Below are 19,261 nucleotides of genomic sequence, written 5' to 3' on the forward strand. Positions count from 1 at the left end.
ACACGATGTTCAATCCTTCTAACGAAACACACTTCAGCCTGAGCGTTAAGGAGTTTGCGGGCGACCTGCAGGTGTTGTCGTTCACGGGCACCGAGGGTGTCAGCCAGCCCTATCGTTTCGATCTGGAGTTGGTGAGTGAAAATCACGATCTGGATCTGGAGAGTTTGCTGCACAAGCAGGCTTTCCTGGCGTTCGACCCGCAGGGCAGCGGTATTCACGGCCAGATTTACCGCGTTGCCCAGGGCGACGCCGGTAAGCGGCTGAGCCGCTACACGGTGTCGATCGTTCCGCAGTTGCAGTACCTGCAGCACCGCACCAATCAGCGCATCTATCAGCAGATGTCGGCACCGGACATCATTGCGCAAGTGCTCGAAGAACATGGCATCAAGGCCAACGCCTACAACTTCCAGCTGAGTCAGCCATGCCCTGAGCGCGACTACTGCGTGCAGTACGACGAAAGCGACCTGCATTTCGTGCAGCGCCTGTGCGAGGAGGAGGGCATTCACTACCACTTCCAGCACAGTGCCGATGGCCACCTGCTGGTGTTCGGTGATGACCAGACCGTGTTCCCCAAACTGGGCCAGCCCACGGCTTATGTACAAGGCAGCGGCCTGGTGGCAGACGAGCCTGTTATCAAGGGCTTCAAATTGCGCCTGGAAACCCGCACCAGCCGCGTCACGCGCCGCGACTACGATTTCGAGAAGCCGAGGCTGCAGCTCGAAGCGGCCTACAAGCCCAGCGGCGAAAGCAGCGAGCCGGATCTTGAAGACTACGATTACCCCGGCCGTTACGTTGAGCGCACCCGTGGCAAGTTCCTCAGCCAACGGGCGCTGGAGAGGCACCGCGCGGACTATCAGCAGGCCGAGGGCTGGGGCGATCAGACCCGCCTGGTGAGTGGCCATTTCCTGGAGCTTTCCGAACACCCGCGCAGTGAATGGAACGACCTGTGGCTGCTGACCGAGATCTTCCACGAAGGCAAACAGCCGCAAGTGCTGGAAGAGTCCATCAGCAGCGACACGACCAATAACAAGGACGATTTCCACCAGGGCTACCGCAACCGTTTTCTCGCCACGCCTTGGGCGGTGATGTACCGACCCGCGCTGCTGCACCCCAAGCCGCGCGTGCTGGGTAGCCAGACGGCCGTGGTAACAGGGCCTGCCGGCGAAGAGATCCACTGCGACCAATATGGGCGCGTAAAGGTACAGTTCCACTGGGATCGAGAAGGCCAGGCGGATGACAAGACCAGTTGCTGGATGCGCGTTTCCAGCGGTTGGGCTGGGGATCGCTACGGCGGTATTGCCATTCCGCGCATCGGCATGGAAGTGCTTATCACCTTTCTCGAGGGTGACCCCGATCAGCCGCTGATCAGCGGCTGCCTGTACCACAAGGAAAACCAGGTTCCGTACCCGCTGCCGGCGAACAAGACCCGTACCGTATTCAAGACGCTCAGTTCCCTAGGCGGTGGCGGCTTCAATGAGCTGCGCATCGAAGACAAGAAAGGCGCTGAGCAGATCTTCATTCATGCCCAGAAAGACTGGGATGAAAACATCGAGCACGACCAGAAGATTCGCGTCGGCAACGAACGCCACGACACGGTTGAGAAGAACACCTACACCGAACTGAAGGCCGAGGAACACCGCACCACCCACGCCGACCGCAAGGTCGAGGTGCGCACCGATGACCATCTGACCGTCGCCCTGAACCAGCACGTGAAACTGGGCACTGCGCAGTTGACCAGTGCCGGTAGGGAGATCCACCTCAAGGCCGGCGAAAAGATCGTGATCGAGGCGGGCATGGAGCTCACCGTCAAGGCAGGCGGCAGCTTCATCAAGCTGGATCCGAGCGGCATCACCATGGTTGGCCCGACGGTCAGGGTGAATGCCGGAGGCTCGCCAGGCAGCGGTTCGGGTATCGGTATCAAGCCACCTGTATTGCCGGGGGCAGCGGATAAAGACAAGGCTGGCGGAGTGCCGGACGAGGTTGCCAGCAACTGTGTGGAAAAACCGCAGCCGGCGGTTTGTGAAGAGTGTTTGCGTCGCGCGCAAAGCAAAGCCCAAGTGCTAGTCGCACGTTGAGATTCAAGGAACGATGATGAAATCCCCAACCCACAGTTGGCTCACTCTGCTTGGCGAGCAGGCAGCAGAGGCTGGCCTGCAGCATGTCGATCTATTGGTCGATGCCAGCAACCTCCAATACCCGTTGCTTTCGCGCCTCGATGAAATCGAGCAGCCGCCGGAGAGGGCCATGCTTCTACAGGGCACTCCGGAAGAAGCCATCGCCGCGGATGGACCGATCCTGTTGCGCATAAGAGCCGAGCAGCTCAAACAGCGGTCCTGGCTCGACGAATTGCTCGCCAGCAAAAATGCCCATCAGCATCTTCTGGCGCTGCTCAGCCCGTGGCCGTTTGCCCAGCTTGCCAGTCACCTGAGCCACTGCACCCAGGCCGAATGGAACGACGGCCGAGGCAGTGGACTGCTGCGTTTCTATGACCCACGCATGCTGGTTCCCACCAGTGAAGCGCTGGATCCTCATCAGGCATGGTTTCACGCGCCGATCATTACCTGGCACTGGCAGGACCGTGATCGTATGCCTCGCAGCTTGGCGGGTAACCTCATGCGCCCGACCGAGGTGCCATCGCCACTTCCCACGTTGCGGCTGACAAGAGCCCAGGCGTCCGGCTTGCTCGCCTGGAGCGCTGCAGAAAACTATCGCCGTAGCTGGGGCGTGCAGCCGCAGGACTACGGCCTGGCGCTGCAGGAACTGTTGATGCGCCACCTGATGCACGGGCAGTTGGCGGCGAACCGAGAGGGCGTGTATGACCTCGACCAGCGCGACACCTTCATACGCGACTGGCTGGCCGAAAACTCGCCAATCGCGCCGCCTGTCCAAGAGGCCGAGGTGTGGGCGTGAGTCGCGGAGTTTTAGTGGCGGGCGCGGTATTGGTGGCGTTACTGCTAACCGGCTGTGTGTCCAAGGAGAGCGAGATGCTCGGGGCACCTGTCGAGGGCTATAACCACACCTCCGCTGCCATCAACCGATTTACCGTCAATGGTGCAGGCGGGCCTAATTTGGGGCCTTATAGCGGTGGCGGTGGACAGGTATGTTGTGGCTCGGTGCCGCGTTACTGGCGACCTGGATTGAGGGCCATTGTGGAGTGGGAGAAAGATCCTAATCCTCGGCCAGCTATCCCCCTAAAGCGCAATAAATATGGCTCTCTCGATCCGGATGATTACAAAAAACATGCGGCCAATTACACCAGTCATCGGATGGTAGTGGATATCCCTCAGTACCAAGAAGCTGGAACATTGAAGGTGCATTTTCTTCCCTGTGATCAAGTAAGAGTTTCGGCGGATAATGTTTTCTACGATACGCCCAGTTATCGCTATAACTTTCCACGCAAGATGGAGGATAAGGAATGTCCCAGAACCTGAAGTCACCGGCTGCGCGTAACTTGATACGCCGCTATCCATTTGCCTCTTTGCCGTTGGTGTTATTGCTGGTCAGTGGTTGTATGGCTAGGGAGTCCGAGATGCTCGGTGCACCTGTTGAGGGCTATAACCATACATCCGCGGCCATCAACAGATTCACCGTTAATGGCGCCGGTGGCCCAAATATCGGTCCGTATCAGGGAGGGGGGAAACAAGTTTGCTGTGGTTCGCTGCCACGTCATTGGCGGCCAGGGCTAAGAGCCGTTGTGGAGTGGGAGAAGGATCCTAACCCATTCCCAGCGGTGCCACTTAAACGCAATAAATACGGCTCTCTAGACCCCGATGATTATAAAAGGCATGCGGCCAACTACACTCATCACCGTGCAGTTGTAGAAATACATGAGTACGACAAACCTAGTCCCCTCATCGTGCACTTTCTTCCTTGCGACACCGTGCGCGTCGCCGCCACTCCTATAGTTCCAGGCCATCCTGGTTACCCCTACAATTTCCCACCCAAGATGGAGGATACGGAATGTCCAAAAGCCTGAAGTCACCGGCTGCGCGTAGCTTGATACGCCGCTATTCATCTGCTGTTTTGCCGCTGGCGTTATTGCTGGTCAGTGGTTGTATGGCCAGAGAGTCCGAGATGCTTGGTGCGCCTGTTGAGGGCTATAACCATACCTCTGCGGCCATCAACAGATTCACCGTCAATGGCGCAGGCGGGCCCAATTTAGGGCCTTATAGTGGCGGCGGCGGTCAGATTTGTTGTGGCTCGGTACCCCGTTACTGGCGACCTGGTTTGAGAGCTATTGTGGAGTGGGAGAAAGATCCCTCTCCCAGAGGGTACGGCAGTTGGCCAGAGCGGCCTTATTCTGAAGCTTGGAATAAACGCATGGATGAGCACCGCAGTCACTATACTCGTCACCGAATGGTCGTCGATATTCCTCAGTACCAAGTAGCCGGTACTTTAAAAGTGCATTTTCTGCCCTGCGATCAGGTCAGGGTCTCCGCAGATAATATCTTTTACGACACACCAGGTTACCCCTATAACTTTCCACGTAAGATGGAGGATAAGGAATGTCCCAAGCAATGAGGCCGCCGCCTGCTAGCGTGCTAATTGCACGCGCTTACGAGCGTACAGGCCTACCAATCGATTCATCGGAAGTGCGCCTTAATATTCAGGCCCAAGAGCGAGATGAGAAGAAACTCTGGAGTAAGGCGGCTATCGCCGCTGCAAAGCAGGGTGAAGCTGTCCCTGAGCCTTGCTGCAAAGCTCTGCATATCAGTCTTTGTTTTGATGGCACCAATAATCATGAGCCATCGGATTCAATTGCTGACCCTAGATGTACGAGCAATGTGGCACGCCTGCTTCATGCCAGTATCGAAAAAATAGATAACGGTTTTTTTCGTTACTACAGCCCAGGAGTAGGCACTGTATTTGAGGAAATTAAAGAATATGTGCCTGACTCAAACGGCCTGATTGGAGCCCGTGGAGGTGAAGACCGAATCAACTGGGGACTTACCCGATTAATCGCGGCGCTCAAAGAGACACTCAAAAGCGAAGGGCAAGAGCCGCTTTCTCTTGGCCAGACGCAGGCATTGGTCGAAGCCATGGGCACTAATTGGGCTGCTTCCGTGCTTAGCGGAGGGTTATTGGAGAATGGCGCGCGCAAGCGCAAGGCTGCAATAAAGCCATACGAGGATCAACTCGCTAGCGTGCTGAAAGAGCGGCAAAGTTCAGAGAAGAAGCCGGAAATTCTCGCCCTGCGCCTCTACGTCTATGGGTTTTCCCGTGGCGCCGCCCAGGCCCGCACTTTTGCCAACTGGCTGATGGAGCTGACGCGCCAGCAGAACGGTGAAGCCAGCGAATACCGTTTTGCCGGGCTGCCCATTTCCATCGAGTTCCTCGGGCTGTTCGACACCGTGGCCGCTGTTGGTCTGGCTGACAGTGCGCCTTTTGCCGCTGGCCATATGGACTGGGCAAGCGGCACCATGCGCTTGCCGGACGAGCAGGCTTGCATGCCAACCGGCCTGCCTGAAGATTGTGGTTTTCTCAAGCGTTGCGTGCATCTGGTTTCCGCCCATGAACAGCGCGCCAGCTTTCCACTGGACTCCATTCGTCGTCGGGAAAAAAATGCTGATGGGACGCGTAACGACAAAGCAGCGTCCACTTATCGCAAAGATCACTGGTGGGAGTATGTCTACCCCGGTATGCACTCCGATGTAGGCGGGGGTTATCCCCCGGGCGATCAAGGTAAGGCCCGAGGCGGCCAAGGAGAGCTGTTGTCGCAGATTCCTTTGCACCATATGTACCGATCAGCCTTCGCCGCAGGTGCACCGCTACAGGTTCCCGAATCCGTAGCAGATGGTCTTGAGGAATGGCGCAAGATGGATCCCGATACTTTCGGCGAGTTTGCTGTAAGTGACATGCTGACAGCCCGCTTCAACGCCTGGCAAAAACAAGCCGTGGCAGGTTCACTTGAAGATGTAATCAAGCGAGAGCAGGCCCTGATCACGGCCTGGCGTATCGACCGCTATGCGGGCGGTATCGACAAGCAAGGCTTTTACAGCCGTGTGAAAGGGCAGGACATGAGCAAGGAGCAACAGGCCGCTCTGAAACGGCTGCATGCCCATAAACTGGCAGAAAACTCTGCAGCGGCTCAGGGCAAGGAGCTGCCTGTGCTCAGTGAACGACAACAGCAACAGCATGAGGCTGATCTCAAGCTGGTCGGGGGCACTGATGCTTATTCGCGCATCAACACAAACAAGACATTCGAGCCTGCGCTCGACGATCAGCAATTGCGCCGTGCCGCTGCCGAGTTCAAACGTGATTATGATCGTAGCTGGGGCGTTGACGAAGACACCTTTAGCATCGGTGGCGTAATCAACATGCTGTTGGGCGGCACCGTTTATCTTATCAACGAAGAAGACGAAGCCCAGGAGTATGCCGAGCTTTACAAGAATGGAACCGCGCGTAATCGCGAGCTGTTTGTGAGGCCGGGAGTTATTGCCAATGGGCAACAAGCACTGGTCGAGCTTTTCGACGAGCAGGTACACGATTCGCGTGCCTGGTTTATGAATTCTTCTGCTCTTGGAGAGCGCGAGCCTTTTACCGATTACTTCCGCATCCGCCTGGTTCACTTCGACAACGAATCGAACAAAAACCTATCGGTCTTGGCAACAGCCGGGCGCGTGGTTGGCGTGGGCATTGCGCTGGCCAGCGTTGGGCTGTCGGTCAAGAAGCGCAACCCGCGTTACCTACTTGGCCTTTTCCTGCCATCGCTGGCGACACCTGTGCTGACGGGCAGAGTTGGCCTGCCAGATTTCCCAGAGATCACCGCGTTCGATCCATTGACCGGTATCGCTTTGCCAATGATGGACGGCGTGCAGTCCCTGCGGGCGTTCACGCAAAATCCAGGCGATGTGGTGGCCAAGCTCAGCAGCATGCCGTTGCCGGTACCGCTCACCGAGCAAACCGCCATTACGCCGGATCTACAGACCATCTTCAACGCGGCCGAAGCAGCAAAGGCCGCCAAAGAAGCCAAGGACTCCGGTGATATGAGCGGTTTGCTGGGTCAAGTCATGGATTTGATGGGTAAGGATGATCCCAAACCAGGGCTTCCGCCACCTGGCTGGCTAGATCAAGCCAAGGGGATGGCCGGGGAGCTTAGAGGCTAGGTGTCGCTGTATCCCTGTACGCTGTTCGGTGAGTGATAGGCCTGATGTTGCTGATAAGGATTAGGCCGGTTCTGGCGCAGTAATCAGGTCGTCAGGCCTGTAATGCTCGACGCGTTGAGAAGAGCTTTCATCGCGTCGGGCATCAATATCTTTCGCCGCCTACCTTCCAACCAGGCGCGTGATGCACAACTCGAAGGTGAGCTGCATGCTCCCATGCACCTGCCAAGGCGCTGCTGGCCGGCGCTCAAGACTGCACTGACCTTCGACCCTGCGCAGCGCACCATCACTGCCCAGGAACTGCGTGATGCATTGGACGCTCCGCCGTCCTGGCTGAAACGCCTGACAGGCCAGCACAACGGATGACAACCGAACAGGGAGTACACGATGTTCAATCCTTCTAACGAAACACACTTCAGCCTGAGCGTTAAGGAGTTTGCGGGCGACCTGCAGGTGTTGTCGTTCACGGGCACCGAGGGTGTCAGCCAGCCCTATCGTTTCGATCTGGAGTTGGTGAGTGAAAATCACGATCTGGATCTGGAGAGTTTGCTGCACAAGCAGGCTTTCCTGGCGTTCGACCCGCAGGGCAGCGGTATTCACGGCCAGATTTACCGCGTTGCCCAGGGCGACGCCGGTAAGCGGCTGAGCCGCTACACGGTGTCGATCGTTCCGCAGTTGCAGTACCTGCAGCACCGCACCAATCAGCGCATCTATCAGCAGATGTCGGCACCGGACATCATTGCGCAAGTGCTCGAAGAACATGGCATCAAGGCCAACGCCTACAACTTCCAGCTGAGTCAGCCATGCCCTGAGCGCGACTACTGCGTGCAGTACGACGAAAGCGACCTGCATTTCGTGCAGCGCCTGTGCGAGGAGGAGGGCATTCACTACCACTTCCAGCACAGTGCCGATGGCCACCTGCTGGTGTTCGGTGATGACCAGACCGTGTTCCCCAAACTGGGCCAGCCCACGGCTTATGTACAAGGCAGCGGCCTGGTGGCAGACGAGCCTGTTATCAAGGGCTTCAAATTGCGCCTGGAAACCCGCACCAGCCGCGTCACGCGCCGCGACTACGATTTCGAGAAGCCGAGGCTGCAGCTCGAAGCGGCCTACAAGCCCAGCGGCGAAAGCAGCGAGCCGGATCTTGAAGACTACGATTACCCCGGCCGTTACGTTGAGCGCACCCGTGGCAAGTTCCTCAGCCAACGGGCGCTGGAGAGGCACCGCGCGGACTATCAGCAGGCCGAGGGCTGGGGCGATCAGACCCGCCTGGTGAGTGGCCATTTCCTGGAGCTTTCCGAACACCCGCGCAGTGAATGGAACGACCTGTGGCTGCTGACCGAGATCTTCCACGAAGGCAAACAGCCGCAAGTGCTGGAAGAGTCCATCAGCAGCGACACGACCAATAACAAGGACGATTTCCACCAGGGCTACCGCAACCGTTTTCTCGCCACGCCTTGGGCGGTGATGTACCGACCCGCGCTGCTGCACCCCAAGCCGCGCGTGCTGGGTAGCCAGACGGCCGTGGTAACAGGGCCTGCCGGCGAAGAGATCCACTGCGACCAATATGGGCGCGTAAAGGTACAGTTCCACTGGGATCGAGAAGGCCAGGCGGATGACAAGACCAGTTGCTGGATGCGCGTTTCCAGCGGTTGGGCTGGGGATCGCTACGGCGGTATTGCCATTCCGCGCATCGGCATGGAAGTGCTTATCACCTTTCTCGAGGGTGACCCCGATCAGCCGCTGATCAGCGGCTGCCTGTACCACAAGGAAAACCAGGTTCCGTACCCGCTGCCGGCGAACAAGACCCGTACCGTATTCAAGACGCTCAGTTCCCCAGGCGGTGGCGGCTTCAATGAGCTGCGCATCGAAGACAAGAAGGGCGCCGAGCAGATCTTCATTCATGCCCAGAAAGACTGGGATGAAAACATCGAGCACGACCAGAAGATCCGCGTCGGCAACGAACGCCACGACACTGTGGAGAAGAACACCTACACCGAACTGAAGGCCGAGGAACACCGCACCACCCACGCCGACCGCAAGGTCGAGGTGCGTACTGATGACCACCTGACCGTCGCCCAGAACCAGCATGTGAAGCTGGGCACTGCGCAACTGACTCAGGCTGGCAGAGAGATCCACCTCAAGGCCGGCGAAAAGATCGTGATCGAGGCGGGCATGGAGCTCACCGTCAAGGCAGGCGGCAGCTTCATCAAGCTGGATCCGAGCGGCATCACCATGGTTGGCCCGACGGTCAGGGTGAATGCCGGAGGCTCGCCAGGCAGCGGTTCGGGTATCGGTATCAAGCCACCTGTATTGCCGGGGGCAGCGGATAAAGACAAGGCTGGCGGAGTGCCGGACGAGGTTGCCAGCAACTGTGTGGAAAAACCGCAGCCGGCGGTTTGTGAAGAGTGTTTGCGTCGCGCGCAAAGCAAAGCCCAAGTGCTAGTCGCACGTTGAGATTCAAGGAACGATGATGAAATCCCCAACCCACAGTTGGCTCACTCTGCTTGGCGAGCAGGCAGCAGAGGCTGGCCTGCAGCATGTCGATCTATTGGTCGATGCCAGCAACCTCCAATACCCGTTGCTTTCGCGCCTCGATGAAATCGAGCAGCCGCCGGAGAGGGCCATGCTTCTACAGGGCACTCCGGAAGAAGCCATCGCCGCGGATGGACCGATCCTGTTGCGCATAAGAGCCGAGCAGCTCAAACAGCGGTCCTGGCTCGACGAATTGCTCGCCAGCAAAAATGCCCATCAGCATCTTCTGGCGCTGCTCAGCCCGTGGCCGTTTGCCCAGCTTGCCAGTCACCTGAGCCACTGCACCCAGGCCGAATGGAACGACGGCCGAGGCAGTGGACTGCTGCGTTTCTATGACCCACGCATGCTGGTTCCCACCAGTGAAGCGCTGGATCCTCATCAGGCATGGTTTCACGCGCCGATCATTACCTGGCACTGGCAGGACCGTGATCGTATGCCTCGCAGCTTGGCGGGTAACCTCATGCGCCCGACCGAGGTGCCATCGCCACTTCCCACGTTGCGGCTGACAAGAGCCCAGGCGTCCGGCTTGCTCGCCTGGAGCGCTGCAGAAAACTATCGCCGTAGCTGGGGCGTGCAGCCGCAGGACTACGGCCTGGCGCTGCAGGAACTGTTGATGCGCCACCTGATGCACGGGCAGTTGGCGGCGAACCGAGAGGGCGTGTATGACCTCGACCAGCGCGACACCTTCATACGCGACTGGCTGGCCGAAAACTCGCCAATCGCGCCGCCTGTCCAAGAGGCCGAGGTGTGGGCGTGAGTCGCGGAGTTTTAGTGGCGGGCGCGGTATTGGTGGCGTTACTGCTAACCGGCTGTGTGTCCAAGGAGAGCGAGATGCTCGGGGCACCTGTCGAGGGCTATAACCACACCTCCGCTGCCATCAACCGATTTACCGTCAATGGTGCAGGCGGGCCTAATTTGGGGCCTTATAGCGGTGGCGGTGGACAGGTATGTTGTGGCTCGGTGCCGCGTTACTGGCGACCTGGATTGAGGGCCATTGTGGAGTGGGAGAAAGATCCTAATCCTCGGCCAGCTATCCCCCTAAAGCGCAATAAATATGGCTCTCTCGATCCGGATGATTACAAAAAACATGCGGCCAATTACACCAGTCATCGGATGGTAGTGGATATCCCTCAGTACCAAGAAGCTGGAACATTGAAGGTGCATTTTCTTCCCTGTGATCAAGTAAGAGTTTCGGCGGATAATGTTTTCTACGATACGCCCAGTTATCGCTATAACTTTCCACGCAAGATGGAGGATAAGGAATGTCCCAGAACCTGAAGTCACCGGCTGCGCGTAACTTGATACGCCGCTATCCATTTGCCTCTTTGCCGTTGGTGTTATTGCTGGTCAGTGGTTGTATGGCTAGGGAGTCCGAGATGCTCGGTGCACCTGTTGAGGGCTATAACCATACATCCGCGGCCATCAACAGATTCACCGTTAATGGCGCCGGTGGCCCAAATATCGGTCCGTATCAGGGAGGGGGGAAACAAGTTTGCTGTGGTTCGCTGCCACGTCATTGGCGGCCAGGGCTAAGAGCCGTTGTGGAGTGGGAGAAGGATCCTAACCCATTCCCAGCGGTGCCACTTAAACGCAATAAATACGGCTCTCTAGACCCCGATGATTATAAAAGGCATGCGGCCAACTACACTCATCACCGTGCAGTTGTAGAAATACATGAGTACGACAAACCTAGTCCCCTCATCGTGCACTTTCTTCCTTGCGACACCGTGCGCGTCGCCGCCACTCCTATAGTTCCAGGCCATCCTGGTTACCCCTACAATTTCCCACCCAAGATGGAGGATACGGAATGTCCAAAAGCCTGAAGTCACCGGCTGCGCGTAGCTTGATACGCCGCTATTCATCTGCTGTTTTGCCGCTGGCGTTATTGCTGGTCAGTGGTTGTATGGCCAGAGAGTCCGAGATGCTTGGTGCGCCTGTTGAGGGTTATAACCATACTTCTGCGGCTATTAATCGATTTACCGTCAATGGTGCCGGCGGTCCAAATATTGGTCCGTACCAAGGGGGGGGGAAGCAAGTTTGCTGTAGTTCGGTACCGCGCTATTGGCGACCAGGGTTAAGGGCAATCGTCGAGTGGGAGAAAGACCCTTCACCTTACGGGTATGCAAATTGGTCTGAGCGTTTGTATTCTGATGCATGGAATAAACGCATGGATGAGCACCGTAGTCATTATACTCGTCACCGAATGGTCGTCGAAATTCCTCAGTACCAAGAAGCCGGTACATTAAAGGTTCATTTTTTGCCTTGCGATCAGGTCAAGGTCTCCGCAGACAATATTTTTTACGATACACCAGGTTACCCCTATAACTTTCCACGCAAGATGGAGGATAAGGAATGTCCCAAAGCCTGAAGTCACCGGCTGCGCGTAACTTTATACGCCTCTACCCATTTGCTGTTTTGCCGCTGGTGTTATTGCTGGTAAGTGGTTGTATGGCCAGAGAGTCTGAGATGCTCGGCGCACCTGTTGAGGGTTATAACCATACATCTGCGGCCATCAACCGATTTACCGTTAACGGCGCCGGAGGTCCTAATTTAGGCCCTTATAGCGGTGGCGGTGGACAGGTTTGTTGTGGCTCGGTGCCGCGTTACTGGCGGCCTGGATTGAAGGCTATTGTGGAGTGGGAGAAAGATCCAGCACCGAGGGACTATGTGAACTGGGCACCTCTTGGAACCGACGCTTACAGAGAATCTTATAAAAAACACGAAGCCAATTACTCCCATCACCGGATGGTAGTTCAAATCCCAGAGTATAAAGAGGCCGGTACGCTGAAAGTACATTTTCTGCCCTGCGATCAGGTCAGAGTCTCAGCCGACAATGTTTTCTACAATACGCCCAGTTATCGCTATAATTTTCCACCCAAGATGGAGGATACGGAATGTCCCAAACCTTGAAGCCAGCACCAGCTGGAGTGCTGATTGCACGACCATTCGAACGTACGGGCTTGCCAATCAACTCATGGGAAGTTCTTCTTAACATAAGGGCTCAGGAACGAGACGAGAAAAAAGCTTGGAGCCGATCGATTAATACCGCTGCAAAGCAAGGTGAAGCAGTACCTGAACCGTGCTCTAAAACTCTGCATATCAGTCTTTGTTTTGATGGCACCAATAACCATGAGCCATCGGACTCAATTGCTGACCCTAGATGCACGAGTAATGTGGCTCGCCTGCTTCATGCCAGTATCGAAAAAGTAGATAACGGTTTTTTCCGTTATTACAGCCCAGGAGTGGGCACCGTATTTGAGGAAATTAAAGAGTATGTACCTGACTCAAATGGTCTGATTGGAGCCCGTGGAGGTGAAGACCGAATCAATTGGGGGCTTACCCGATTAATTGCGGCGCTCAAAGAGACACTCAAAAGCGAAGGGCAAGAGCCGCTTTCTCTTGGTCAGACGCAGGCATTGGTCGAAGCCATGGGCACCAATTGGGCTGCTTCCGTGCTTAGCGGAGGGTTATTGGAGAATGGCGCACGCAAGCGAAAGGCTGCAATAAAGCCATACGAGGATCAACTCGCTGGCGTGCTGAAAGAGCGACAAAGTTCCGATAAGAAACCGGAGATTTTGGCTCTGCGCCTCTATGTTTATGGGTTTTCCCGTGGAGCCGCCCAGGCCCGCACTTTTGCCAACTGGCTGATGGAACTGACGCGCCAGCAGAACGGTGAAGCCAGCGAATACCGGTTCGCCGGGCTACCCATCTCCATCGAGTTCCTTGGATTGTTCGACACCGTAGCCGCCGTAGGCCTTGCCGACAGTGCCCCGTTCGCAGCAGGCCATATGGACTGGGCCAGCGGTACCATGCGTTTGCCAGACGAAGATCCTGAGCAAGCCTGTATGCCGACTGGTCTGCCTGAAGACTGTCGGTTCCTCAAACGCTGCGTGCATCTAGTTTCCGCCCATGAGCAACGCGCGAGCTTTCCACTGGACTCCATTCGCCGCCGGGAGAAAAACGCTAACGGGACGCGCGACAACACCCGAGCATCCGTTTATCGCAAGGACACTTGGGAGTATGTCTATCCCGGCATGCATTCCGATGTGGGCGGCGGTTATCCGCCTGGTGATCAGGGTAAGGCTCGTGGTGGTCAAGGTGAACTGTTGTCACAGATTACCCTGCACCATATGTACCGTTCGGCCTTCGCTGCTGGTGCTCCATTGCAGGTGCCGGCGGATACGGCTGATGTGGCAGATTTAGTCGAAGAATGGCGGAAGATGGATGGTCGGACTCGAAACGAGTTTGACTTCACTCCGCAACTTGTCACCCGCTTCAACGCTTGGCAAAAACAAGCCGTGGCAGGTTCACTTGAAGATGTAATCAAGCGAGAGCAGGCCCTGATCACGGCCTGGCGTATCGACCGCTATGCGGGCGGTATCGACAAGCAAGGCTTTTACAGCCGTGTGAAAGGGCAGGACATGAGCAAGGAGCAACAGGCCGCTCTGAAACGTCTGCATGCCCATAAACTGGCAGAAAACTCCGCAGCGGCTCAGGGCAAGGAGCTGCCTGTGCTCAGTGAACGACAACAGCAACAGCATGAGGCTGATCTCAAGCTGGTCGGGGGCACCGACGCTTATTCGCGCATCAACACAAACAAGACATTCGAGCCTGCGCTCGACGATCAGCAATTGCGCCGTGCCGCTGCCGAGTTCAAACGTGATTATGATCGTAGCTGGGGCGTTGACGAAGACACCTTTAGCATCGGTGGCGTAATCAACATGCTGTTGGGCGGCACCGTTTATCTTATCAACGAAGAAGACGAAGCCCAGGAGTATGCCGAGCTTTACAAGAATGGAACCGCGCGTAATCGCGAGCTGTTTGTGAGGCCGGGAGTTATTGCCAATGGGCAACAAGCACTGGTCGAGCTTTTCGACGAGCAGGTACACGATTCGCGTGCCTGGTTTATGAATTCTTCTGCTCTTGGAGAGCGCGAGCCTTTTACCGATTACTTCCGCATCCGCCTGGTTCACTTCGACAACGAATCGAACAAAAACCTATCGGTCTTGGCAACAGCCGGGCGCGTGGTTGGCGTGGGCATTGCGCTGGCCAGCGTTGGGCTGTCGGTCAAGAAGCGCAACCCGCGTTACCTACTTGGCCTTTTCCTGCCATCGCTGGCGACACCTGTGCTGACGGGCAGAGTTGGCCTGCCAGATTTCCCAGAGATCACCGCGTTCGATCCATTGACCGGTATCGCTTTGCCAATGATGGACGGCGTGCAGTCCCTGCGGGCGTTCACGCAAAATCCAGGCGATGTGGTGGCCAAGCTCAGCAGCATGCCGTTGCCGGTACCGCTCACCGAGCAAACCGCCATTACGCCGGATCTACAGACCATCTTCAACGCGGCCGAAGCAGCAAAGGCCGCCAAAGAAGCCAAGGACTCCGGTGATATGAGCGGTTTGTTGGGCCAGGCCATGGACCTGATGGGCAAGGATGATCCCAAGCCTGGGCTCCAGTCTCCGGGTTTTTTGGGCCAAGCCATGAACTTGATGGACAAGGACGGCGCCAAAACCGGGCTCCCACCTGCAGGTTTGGTGAGTCAGGCCGTGGACTTGGTGGGCAAGGGCGATGCCAAATACGGGCCTCAGCCTCCGGGTTTGCTGAATCAAGCCAAGGGCGAAGCCAAAGGGCTTATCGGCTAGCGGTGTAACCCGCACGTTGTCCAATAAATGAGTGATACGGATACCGGGGGTCGCCAGTTCAAGCACCCCTTGGACCTAGGCCCGGTATCAGGAAAGCCTGATGTTAACCGGTTGAGTCCCTTGACGATGCCGGTATAAAAACCAACGGCCCGGTTCGCGAAGGCGAGACCGGGCCGTTGGGCCATCAGGCGCCGACGTTACGCCGCGTCCTGATCCTTGGCCAGGGAAGCCATGTCGATCACGAAGCGGTACTTCACGTCGCTCTTGAGCATGCGTTCGTAGGCTTCGTTGATGTTCTGGATATCGATCATTTCGATGTCCGAGACGATGTTGTGCTCGGCGCAGAAGTCGAGCATTTCCTGGGTTTCGGCGATGCCGCCGATCAGCGAACCGGCCAGGCGGCGGCGCTTGAAGATCAGGCCGAAGACTTCCGGCGACGGGTGCGCCGAGTCCGGTACGCCGACCAGGGTCATGGTGGCGTCGCGCTTGAGCAGGCCGAGGAAGGCATCCAGGTTGTGCGGGGCGGCCACGGTGTTGAGGATGAAGTCGAAGCTGTTGGCGTGGGCCGCCATCTCGTCGGCGTTCTTCGACACCACCACTTCGGCAGCGCCCAGGCGCAGGGCGTCTTCACGCTTGTTCGGCGAGGTGGTGAACAGCACCACGTGAGCGCCCATGGCGGCGGCGATCTTCACGCCCATATGGCCGAGGCCACCGAGGCCGACGATACCCACCTTGTCGCCCGGCTTGACGTTCCACTGGCGCAGCGGCGAGTAGGTGGTGATGCCGGCGCAGAGCAGCGGCGCAACAGCGGCCAGGTTGTCGGTATGGCGGATGCGCAGGACGAACTTCTGGTCGACGACGATGGCGTCGGAGTAGCCGCCAAAGGTGTTTTCGCCACCGAAGAGCGGGCCGTTGTAGGTGCCGGTGAAGCCGTTCTCGCAGTATTGCTCCAGGCCTTCGGAACAGGACGAGCAGCTCCGGCAGCTGTCGACCATGCAGCCGACGCCGGCCAGGTCGCCGACCTTGAAGCCGGTCACGTCGCTACCGACGGCGGTGACCTTGCCGACGATCTCGTGGCCAGGCACCGAGGGGTACAGGGTGTTCTTCCACTCGTTGCGCGCGGTGTGCAGGTCGGAATGGCAGACGCCGCAGTAGAGGATGTCGATCTGCACGTCGTTGGCGCCGACGGCGCGGCGCTGGAAGCGGTAGGGCGCGAGAGGTTTGCTGGAGTCCTGGGCGGCATAGCCGAGAATGGTGGTCATGGGCAATTCCTGTCGGTTGTGAATCGGCGGCTTGTGGCCGCGGGGGGTGGATAAGCGTAGTGCAGCCCGGTGCCGGGTCGATTGCACAATCCTGTCGCTGTCTGTCCTGATCCTGTGGTTTTAGGAGGTACAGGCCGGTAGATGGTTCCCTGCCTGCATCTTGGCGGGTTCGAATCGACCTGCGCTCAGTTGCTGCGTGGGGGCCAGTAGTGGGTTTTATGGCAGGGTGATTGAACCGCAGCGCGTCGCGCCGGGCAGCGACCCTGGAGCGGAGTCGGATCGCCTAGCGACTGTTAAGGCGCGCGCGCAGCAGCGGGGTGAGCTCGTCGAACAGCGTCTGCACGGAGCGTAGCGCCAGGCAGTCGGGGCGGGTCAGCAGCCACAGGTCGGTGTCGCAAGCGACCAGTGCCTCGCTCAGGCGCTCCACGCCATTCAGGCTGCGGGCCATGAAGTCGGGCAGGGCGGCGATGCCCAGGCCGCCCTGCACCAGGGTGGCGACCGCCGACATGCTGCTGCAGCGGTAGCGCGGCACCAGGCTGGGGTGCACCTGGTGGCGCCAGGCCACGGTGATGTGGTCGGGCATGGAGTCGTCCGGGGCGATCCACGGTACTGCGGTCGGCGCCTGTAGAAAGGCGTCACGGTGTTCCGGGCGGCCGCAGATGTAATAGGCGGTGTGGCCGAGTTGACGGCCGACCAGGTGCTCGGGCGGTGCGTTGGACAGGCGCAGGGCGATGTCCGCGTCGCGGCGGCTGAGATTGGCGAAGGTGTTGGTGGTGGCCAGCTCCAGGGACAGCGCCGGGTAACGGGGCATCAGCTCGGCCAGGCTGGGCAGCAGCAGGTTCTGCAGTACCGCATCGGTGCAGGTCAGGCGCACCGTGCCGCTGATGACTTTTTCGCCGTGCTGCAGGGCGATCCGCGCGGCATCCAGGGCCTGCTCGGCGCGCTCGGCCTGCTCGGCCAGGGCCTGGGCGCTCTGGGTCGGCATGTAGCCGCGGCGGCTCTTCTCGAACAGGGCGATACCGAGATTGGCCTCCAGCTTGCGGATGGCCCGGAACACCGTCGACACATCCACCTGCAACTGCTCGGCGGCCCGTGCCAGAGAGCGTCCGCGCACCAGGGCGAGCACCAGGGCGAGGTCGACGTGGCTGATCTGATATTGCGTGGGTGCAATCATCAATTGCTCTGTTGCCAGTATCGGTTGCGTGTGCGCCCACTTATACTCAAGGCGTTGCCTAGAATCAAATCCGCTAGCGGATACCCAGAATAATGAGGCGCCAAGGCTCGTGATATGTCTTGCGCGGGCGCGCCGATGCGAAAGGATGTATTTCCCATGACTTCGGTTTCCCCACGTGTTGTTCAGCTCAACGAAGCGAACACCTTTCTCAAGGAACACCCTGAGGTTCAGTACGTCGACCTGCTTATCACCGACATGAACGGCATCGTGCGTGGCAAGCGCGTCGAGCGCGCCAGCCTGCACAAGGTCTATGAAAAAGGCATCAACCTGCCGGCCTCGCTGTTCGCCCTGGACATCAACGGCTCCACCGTGGAGAGCACCGGCCTGGGCCTGGACATCGGCGACGCCGACCGTATCTGCTACCCGATCCCCGACACCCTGTGCAAGGAGCCCTGGCAGAAGCGCCCCACCGCGCAGCTGTTGATGACCATGCACGAGCTGGACGGCACGCCGTTCTTCGCCGACCCCCGTGAAGTGCTGCGCCAGGTGGTGGAAAAGTTCGACGAGCTGGGCCTGACCATTTGCGCCGCCTTCGAGCTGGAGTTCTACCTGATCGACCAGGAAAACGTGAACGGGCGGCCGCAGCCACCGCGTTCGCCGATTTCCGGCAAGCGCCCGATCTCTACCCAGGTCTACCTGATCGACGACCTCGACGAGTACGTCGACTGCCTGCAGGACATGCTCGAAGCCGCCAAGGAGCAGGATCTGCCGGCCGACGCCATCGTCAAGGAAAGTGCCCCGGCGCAGTTCGAGGTCAACCTGCATCACGTCGAAGACGCCATCAAGGCCTGCGACTACGCGGTGCTGCTCAAGCGTCTGATCAAGAACATCGCCTACGACCACGAGATGGATTCGACCTTCATGGCCAAGCCCTATCCGGGCCAGGCGGGCAACGGTCTGCACGTGCACATCTCGCTGCTCGACAAGAAGACCGGGCAGAACATCTTCGCCACCGACGACCCGGAGCAGCACGCACCGCTGCGCCATGCCATCGCCGGGATCCTCGACACCATGCCGGCGTCGATGGCCTTCCTATGCCCGAACGTCAACTCCTACCGGCGTTTCGGTGCCCAGTTCTACGTGCCGAACGCGCCAAGCTGGGGCCTGGACAACCGCACCGTGGCGGTACGCGTGCCGACCGGCAGCAGCGACGCGATCCGCATCGAGCACCGGGTGGCCGGTGCCGATGCCAACCCGTACCTGATGATGGCCTCGATCCTCGCCGGTATTCACCACGGCCTGACCAACAAGCTGGAGCCGGGGGCGCCGATCGAGGGCAACTCCTACGAACAGCTGGAACAGAGCCTGCCGAACAACCTGCGCGATGCCCTGCGCGAGCTGGACGACAGCGAGGTGATGAACAAGTACATCCGCCCGGAATACATCGACATCTTCGTCGCCTGCAAGGAAGCGGAAATGCACGAGTTCGAGACCACCATTTCCGACCTCGAATACAACTGGTACCTGCATACCGTCTAACGGAGT

The 19,261-nt window shown here is 58.3% G+C and carries 16 protein-coding genes and 1 pseudogene; 15 read left to right on the forward strand and 2 right to left on the reverse strand.

Translation table 11 applies throughout. The features are described 5' to 3' along the window. Positions 1–5 precede the first annotated feature (5 nt). From tssI (K8U54_RS18850) to K8U54_RS18915, 14 genes and pseudogenes are all read left to right on the forward strand, one after another. Positions 6–2,075, forward strand: coding sequence for a type VI secretion system tip protein TssI/VgrG (gene tssI / locus K8U54_RS18850; protein WP_249907251.1), 2,070 nt, complete (start codon positions 6–8; stop codon positions 2,073–2,075). 16 nt (positions 2,076–2,091) lie between these two features. Further along, positions 2,092–2,910, forward strand: coding sequence for a DUF4123 domain-containing protein (locus K8U54_RS18855; protein WP_249907252.1), 819 nt, complete (start codon positions 2,092–2,094; stop codon positions 2,908–2,910). A gap of 74 nt (positions 2,911–2,984) precedes the next feature. Further along, positions 2,985–3,431, forward strand: coding sequence for a DUF3304 domain-containing protein (locus tag K8U54_RS18860; protein WP_249910474.1), 447 nt, complete (start codon positions 2,985–2,987; stop codon positions 3,429–3,431). Between the two features lie 80 nt (positions 3,432–3,511). Continuing rightward, entirely contained in the window at positions 3,512–3,976 is a 465-nt protein-coding gene (locus tag K8U54_RS18865; protein ID WP_249910475.1) for a DUF3304 domain-containing protein, read from the forward strand. Beyond that, the gene (locus K8U54_RS18870) at positions 3,961–4,521 is read left to right on the forward strand and encodes a DUF3304 domain-containing protein (protein ID WP_249907253.1); all 561 of its coding nucleotides are present in this window, start codon (positions 3,961–3,963) and stop codon (positions 4,519–4,521) included. Before K8U54_RS18865 ends, K8U54_RS18870 begins: the two co-directional genes overlap by 16 nt. Further along, positions 4,506–7,106 (forward strand): T6SS phospholipase effector Tle1-like catalytic domain-containing protein, encoded by a 2,601-nt coding sequence (locus tag K8U54_RS18875; RefSeq protein ID WP_249907254.1) that lies wholly within the window; start codon positions 4,506–4,508, stop codon positions 7,104–7,106. Before K8U54_RS18870 ends, K8U54_RS18875 begins: the two co-directional genes overlap by 16 nt. A 138-nt stretch (positions 7,107–7,244) precedes the next feature. Next, a pseudogene (locus K8U54_RS18880) lies at positions 7,245–7,469 on the forward strand (serine/threonine protein kinase); the annotation flags it as partial. 21 nt (positions 7,470–7,490) lie between these two features. Further along, positions 7,491–9,560 (forward strand): type VI secretion system tip protein TssI/VgrG, encoded by a 2,070-nt coding sequence (tssI, locus tag K8U54_RS18885; RefSeq protein WP_249907255.1) that lies wholly within the window; start codon positions 7,491–7,493, stop codon positions 9,558–9,560. 16 nt (positions 9,561–9,576) lie between these two features. After that, positions 9,577–10,395, forward strand: coding sequence for a DUF4123 domain-containing protein (locus K8U54_RS18890; RefSeq protein WP_249907252.1), 819 nt, complete (start codon positions 9,577–9,579; stop codon positions 10,393–10,395). A 74-nt stretch (positions 10,396–10,469) separates the two neighbouring features. Next, on the forward strand, positions 10,470–10,916 hold the full coding sequence (locus tag K8U54_RS18895; RefSeq protein WP_249910474.1) for a DUF3304 domain-containing protein: 447 nt from the start codon (positions 10,470–10,472) through the stop codon (positions 10,914–10,916). Between the two features lie 80 nt (positions 10,917–10,996). After that, the gene (locus K8U54_RS18900; RefSeq protein WP_249910475.1) at positions 10,997–11,461 is read left to right on the forward strand and encodes a DUF3304 domain-containing protein; all 465 of its coding nucleotides are present in this window, start codon (positions 10,997–10,999) and stop codon (positions 11,459–11,461) included. Beyond that, positions 11,446–12,006, forward strand: coding sequence for a DUF3304 domain-containing protein (locus K8U54_RS18905; RefSeq protein ID WP_249907256.1), 561 nt, complete (start codon positions 11,446–11,448; stop codon positions 12,004–12,006). Before K8U54_RS18900 ends, K8U54_RS18905 begins: the two co-directional genes overlap by 16 nt. Next, the gene (locus K8U54_RS18910) at positions 11,991–12,548 is read left to right on the forward strand and encodes a DUF3304 domain-containing protein (RefSeq protein ID WP_434059959.1); all 558 of its coding nucleotides are present in this window, start codon (positions 11,991–11,993) and stop codon (positions 12,546–12,548) included. The genes K8U54_RS18905 and K8U54_RS18910 overlap by 16 nt, the downstream gene beginning before the upstream one ends. Next, positions 12,533–15,280: a T6SS phospholipase effector Tle1-like catalytic domain-containing protein gene (locus tag K8U54_RS18915; RefSeq protein WP_249907257.1), complete on the forward strand. Its 2,748-nt coding sequence runs from the start codon at positions 12,533–12,535 to the stop codon at positions 15,278–15,280. Before K8U54_RS18910 ends, K8U54_RS18915 begins: the two co-directional genes overlap by 16 nt. Positions 15,281–15,477: 197 nt before the next feature. On the opposite strand, the gene K8U54_RS18920 is transcribed toward K8U54_RS18915, so the two are convergent. Next, the gene (locus K8U54_RS18920) at positions 15,478–16,542 is read right to left on the reverse strand and encodes an NAD(P)-dependent alcohol dehydrogenase (RefSeq protein WP_249907258.1); all 1,065 of its coding nucleotides are present in this window, start codon (positions 16,540–16,542) and stop codon (positions 15,478–15,480) included. A 283-nt stretch (positions 16,543–16,825) separates the two neighbouring features. Further along, positions 16,826–17,716, reverse strand: coding sequence for a LysR family transcriptional regulator (locus K8U54_RS18925; RefSeq protein WP_249907259.1), 891 nt, complete (start codon positions 17,714–17,716; stop codon positions 16,826–16,828). Positions 17,717–17,872: 156 nt separating this feature from the next. Between K8U54_RS18925 and K8U54_RS18930 the strand changes: the two genes are divergently transcribed. Beyond that, a complete protein-coding gene (locus K8U54_RS18930) occupies positions 17,873–19,255 on the forward strand; it encodes a glutamine synthetase family protein (RefSeq protein ID WP_249907260.1) in 1,383 nt (460 codons plus the stop codon). Positions 19,256–19,261 lie beyond the last annotated feature (6 nt).

Source organism: Pseudomonas fulva (genome assembly GCF_023517795.1).
GTDB classification, from domain to species: domain Bacteria; phylum Pseudomonadota; class Gammaproteobacteria; order Pseudomonadales; family Pseudomonadaceae; genus Aquipseudomonas; species Aquipseudomonas fulva_D.

What these genes read in the sequence shown, in the direction of transcription:
- tssI (WP_249907251.1), top strand. Translation starts at nt 6, where the DNA reads ATGTTCAATCCTTCTAACGAAACACACTTCAGCCTGAGCGTTAAGGAG.
- K8U54_RS18855 (WP_249907252.1), top strand. Translation starts at nt 2,092, where the DNA reads ATGAAATCCCCAACCCACAGTTGGCTCACTCTGCTTGGCGAGCAGGCA.
- K8U54_RS18860 (WP_249910474.1), top strand. Translation starts at nt 2,985, where the DNA reads ATGCTCGGGGCACCTGTCGAGGGCTATAACCACACCTCCGCTGCCATC.
- K8U54_RS18865 (WP_249910475.1), top strand. Translation starts at nt 3,512, where the DNA reads ATGGCTAGGGAGTCCGAGATGCTCGGTGCACCTGTTGAGGGCTATAAC.
- K8U54_RS18870 (WP_249907253.1), top strand. Translation starts at nt 3,961, where the DNA reads ATGTCCAAAAGCCTGAAGTCACCGGCTGCGCGTAGCTTGATACGCCGC.
- K8U54_RS18875 (WP_249907254.1), top strand. Translation starts at nt 4,506, where the DNA reads ATGTCCCAAGCAATGAGGCCGCCGCCTGCTAGCGTGCTAATTGCACGC.
- tssI (WP_249907255.1), top strand. Translation starts at nt 7,491, where the DNA reads ATGTTCAATCCTTCTAACGAAACACACTTCAGCCTGAGCGTTAAGGAG.
- K8U54_RS18890 (WP_249907252.1), top strand. Translation starts at nt 9,577, where the DNA reads ATGAAATCCCCAACCCACAGTTGGCTCACTCTGCTTGGCGAGCAGGCA.
- K8U54_RS18895 (WP_249910474.1), top strand. Translation starts at nt 10,470, where the DNA reads ATGCTCGGGGCACCTGTCGAGGGCTATAACCACACCTCCGCTGCCATC.
- K8U54_RS18900 (WP_249910475.1), top strand. Translation starts at nt 10,997, where the DNA reads ATGGCTAGGGAGTCCGAGATGCTCGGTGCACCTGTTGAGGGCTATAAC.
- K8U54_RS18905 (WP_249907256.1), top strand. Translation starts at nt 11,446, where the DNA reads ATGTCCAAAAGCCTGAAGTCACCGGCTGCGCGTAGCTTGATACGCCGC.
- K8U54_RS18910 (WP_434059959.1), top strand. Translation starts at nt 11,991, where the DNA reads ATGTCCCAAAGCCTGAAGTCACCGGCTGCGCGTAACTTTATACGCCTC.
- K8U54_RS18915 (WP_249907257.1), top strand. Translation starts at nt 12,533, where the DNA reads ATGTCCCAAACCTTGAAGCCAGCACCAGCTGGAGTGCTGATTGCACGA.
- K8U54_RS18920 (WP_249907258.1), bottom strand. Translation starts at nt 16,542, where the DNA reads ATGACCACCATTCTCGGCTATGCCGCCCAGGACTCCAGCAAACCTCTC.
- K8U54_RS18925 (WP_249907259.1), bottom strand. Translation starts at nt 17,716, where the DNA reads ATGATTGCACCCACGCAATATCAGATCAGCCACGTCGACCTCGCCCTG.
- K8U54_RS18930 (WP_249907260.1), top strand. Translation starts at nt 17,873, where the DNA reads ATGACTTCGGTTTCCCCACGTGTTGTTCAGCTCAACGAAGCGAACACC.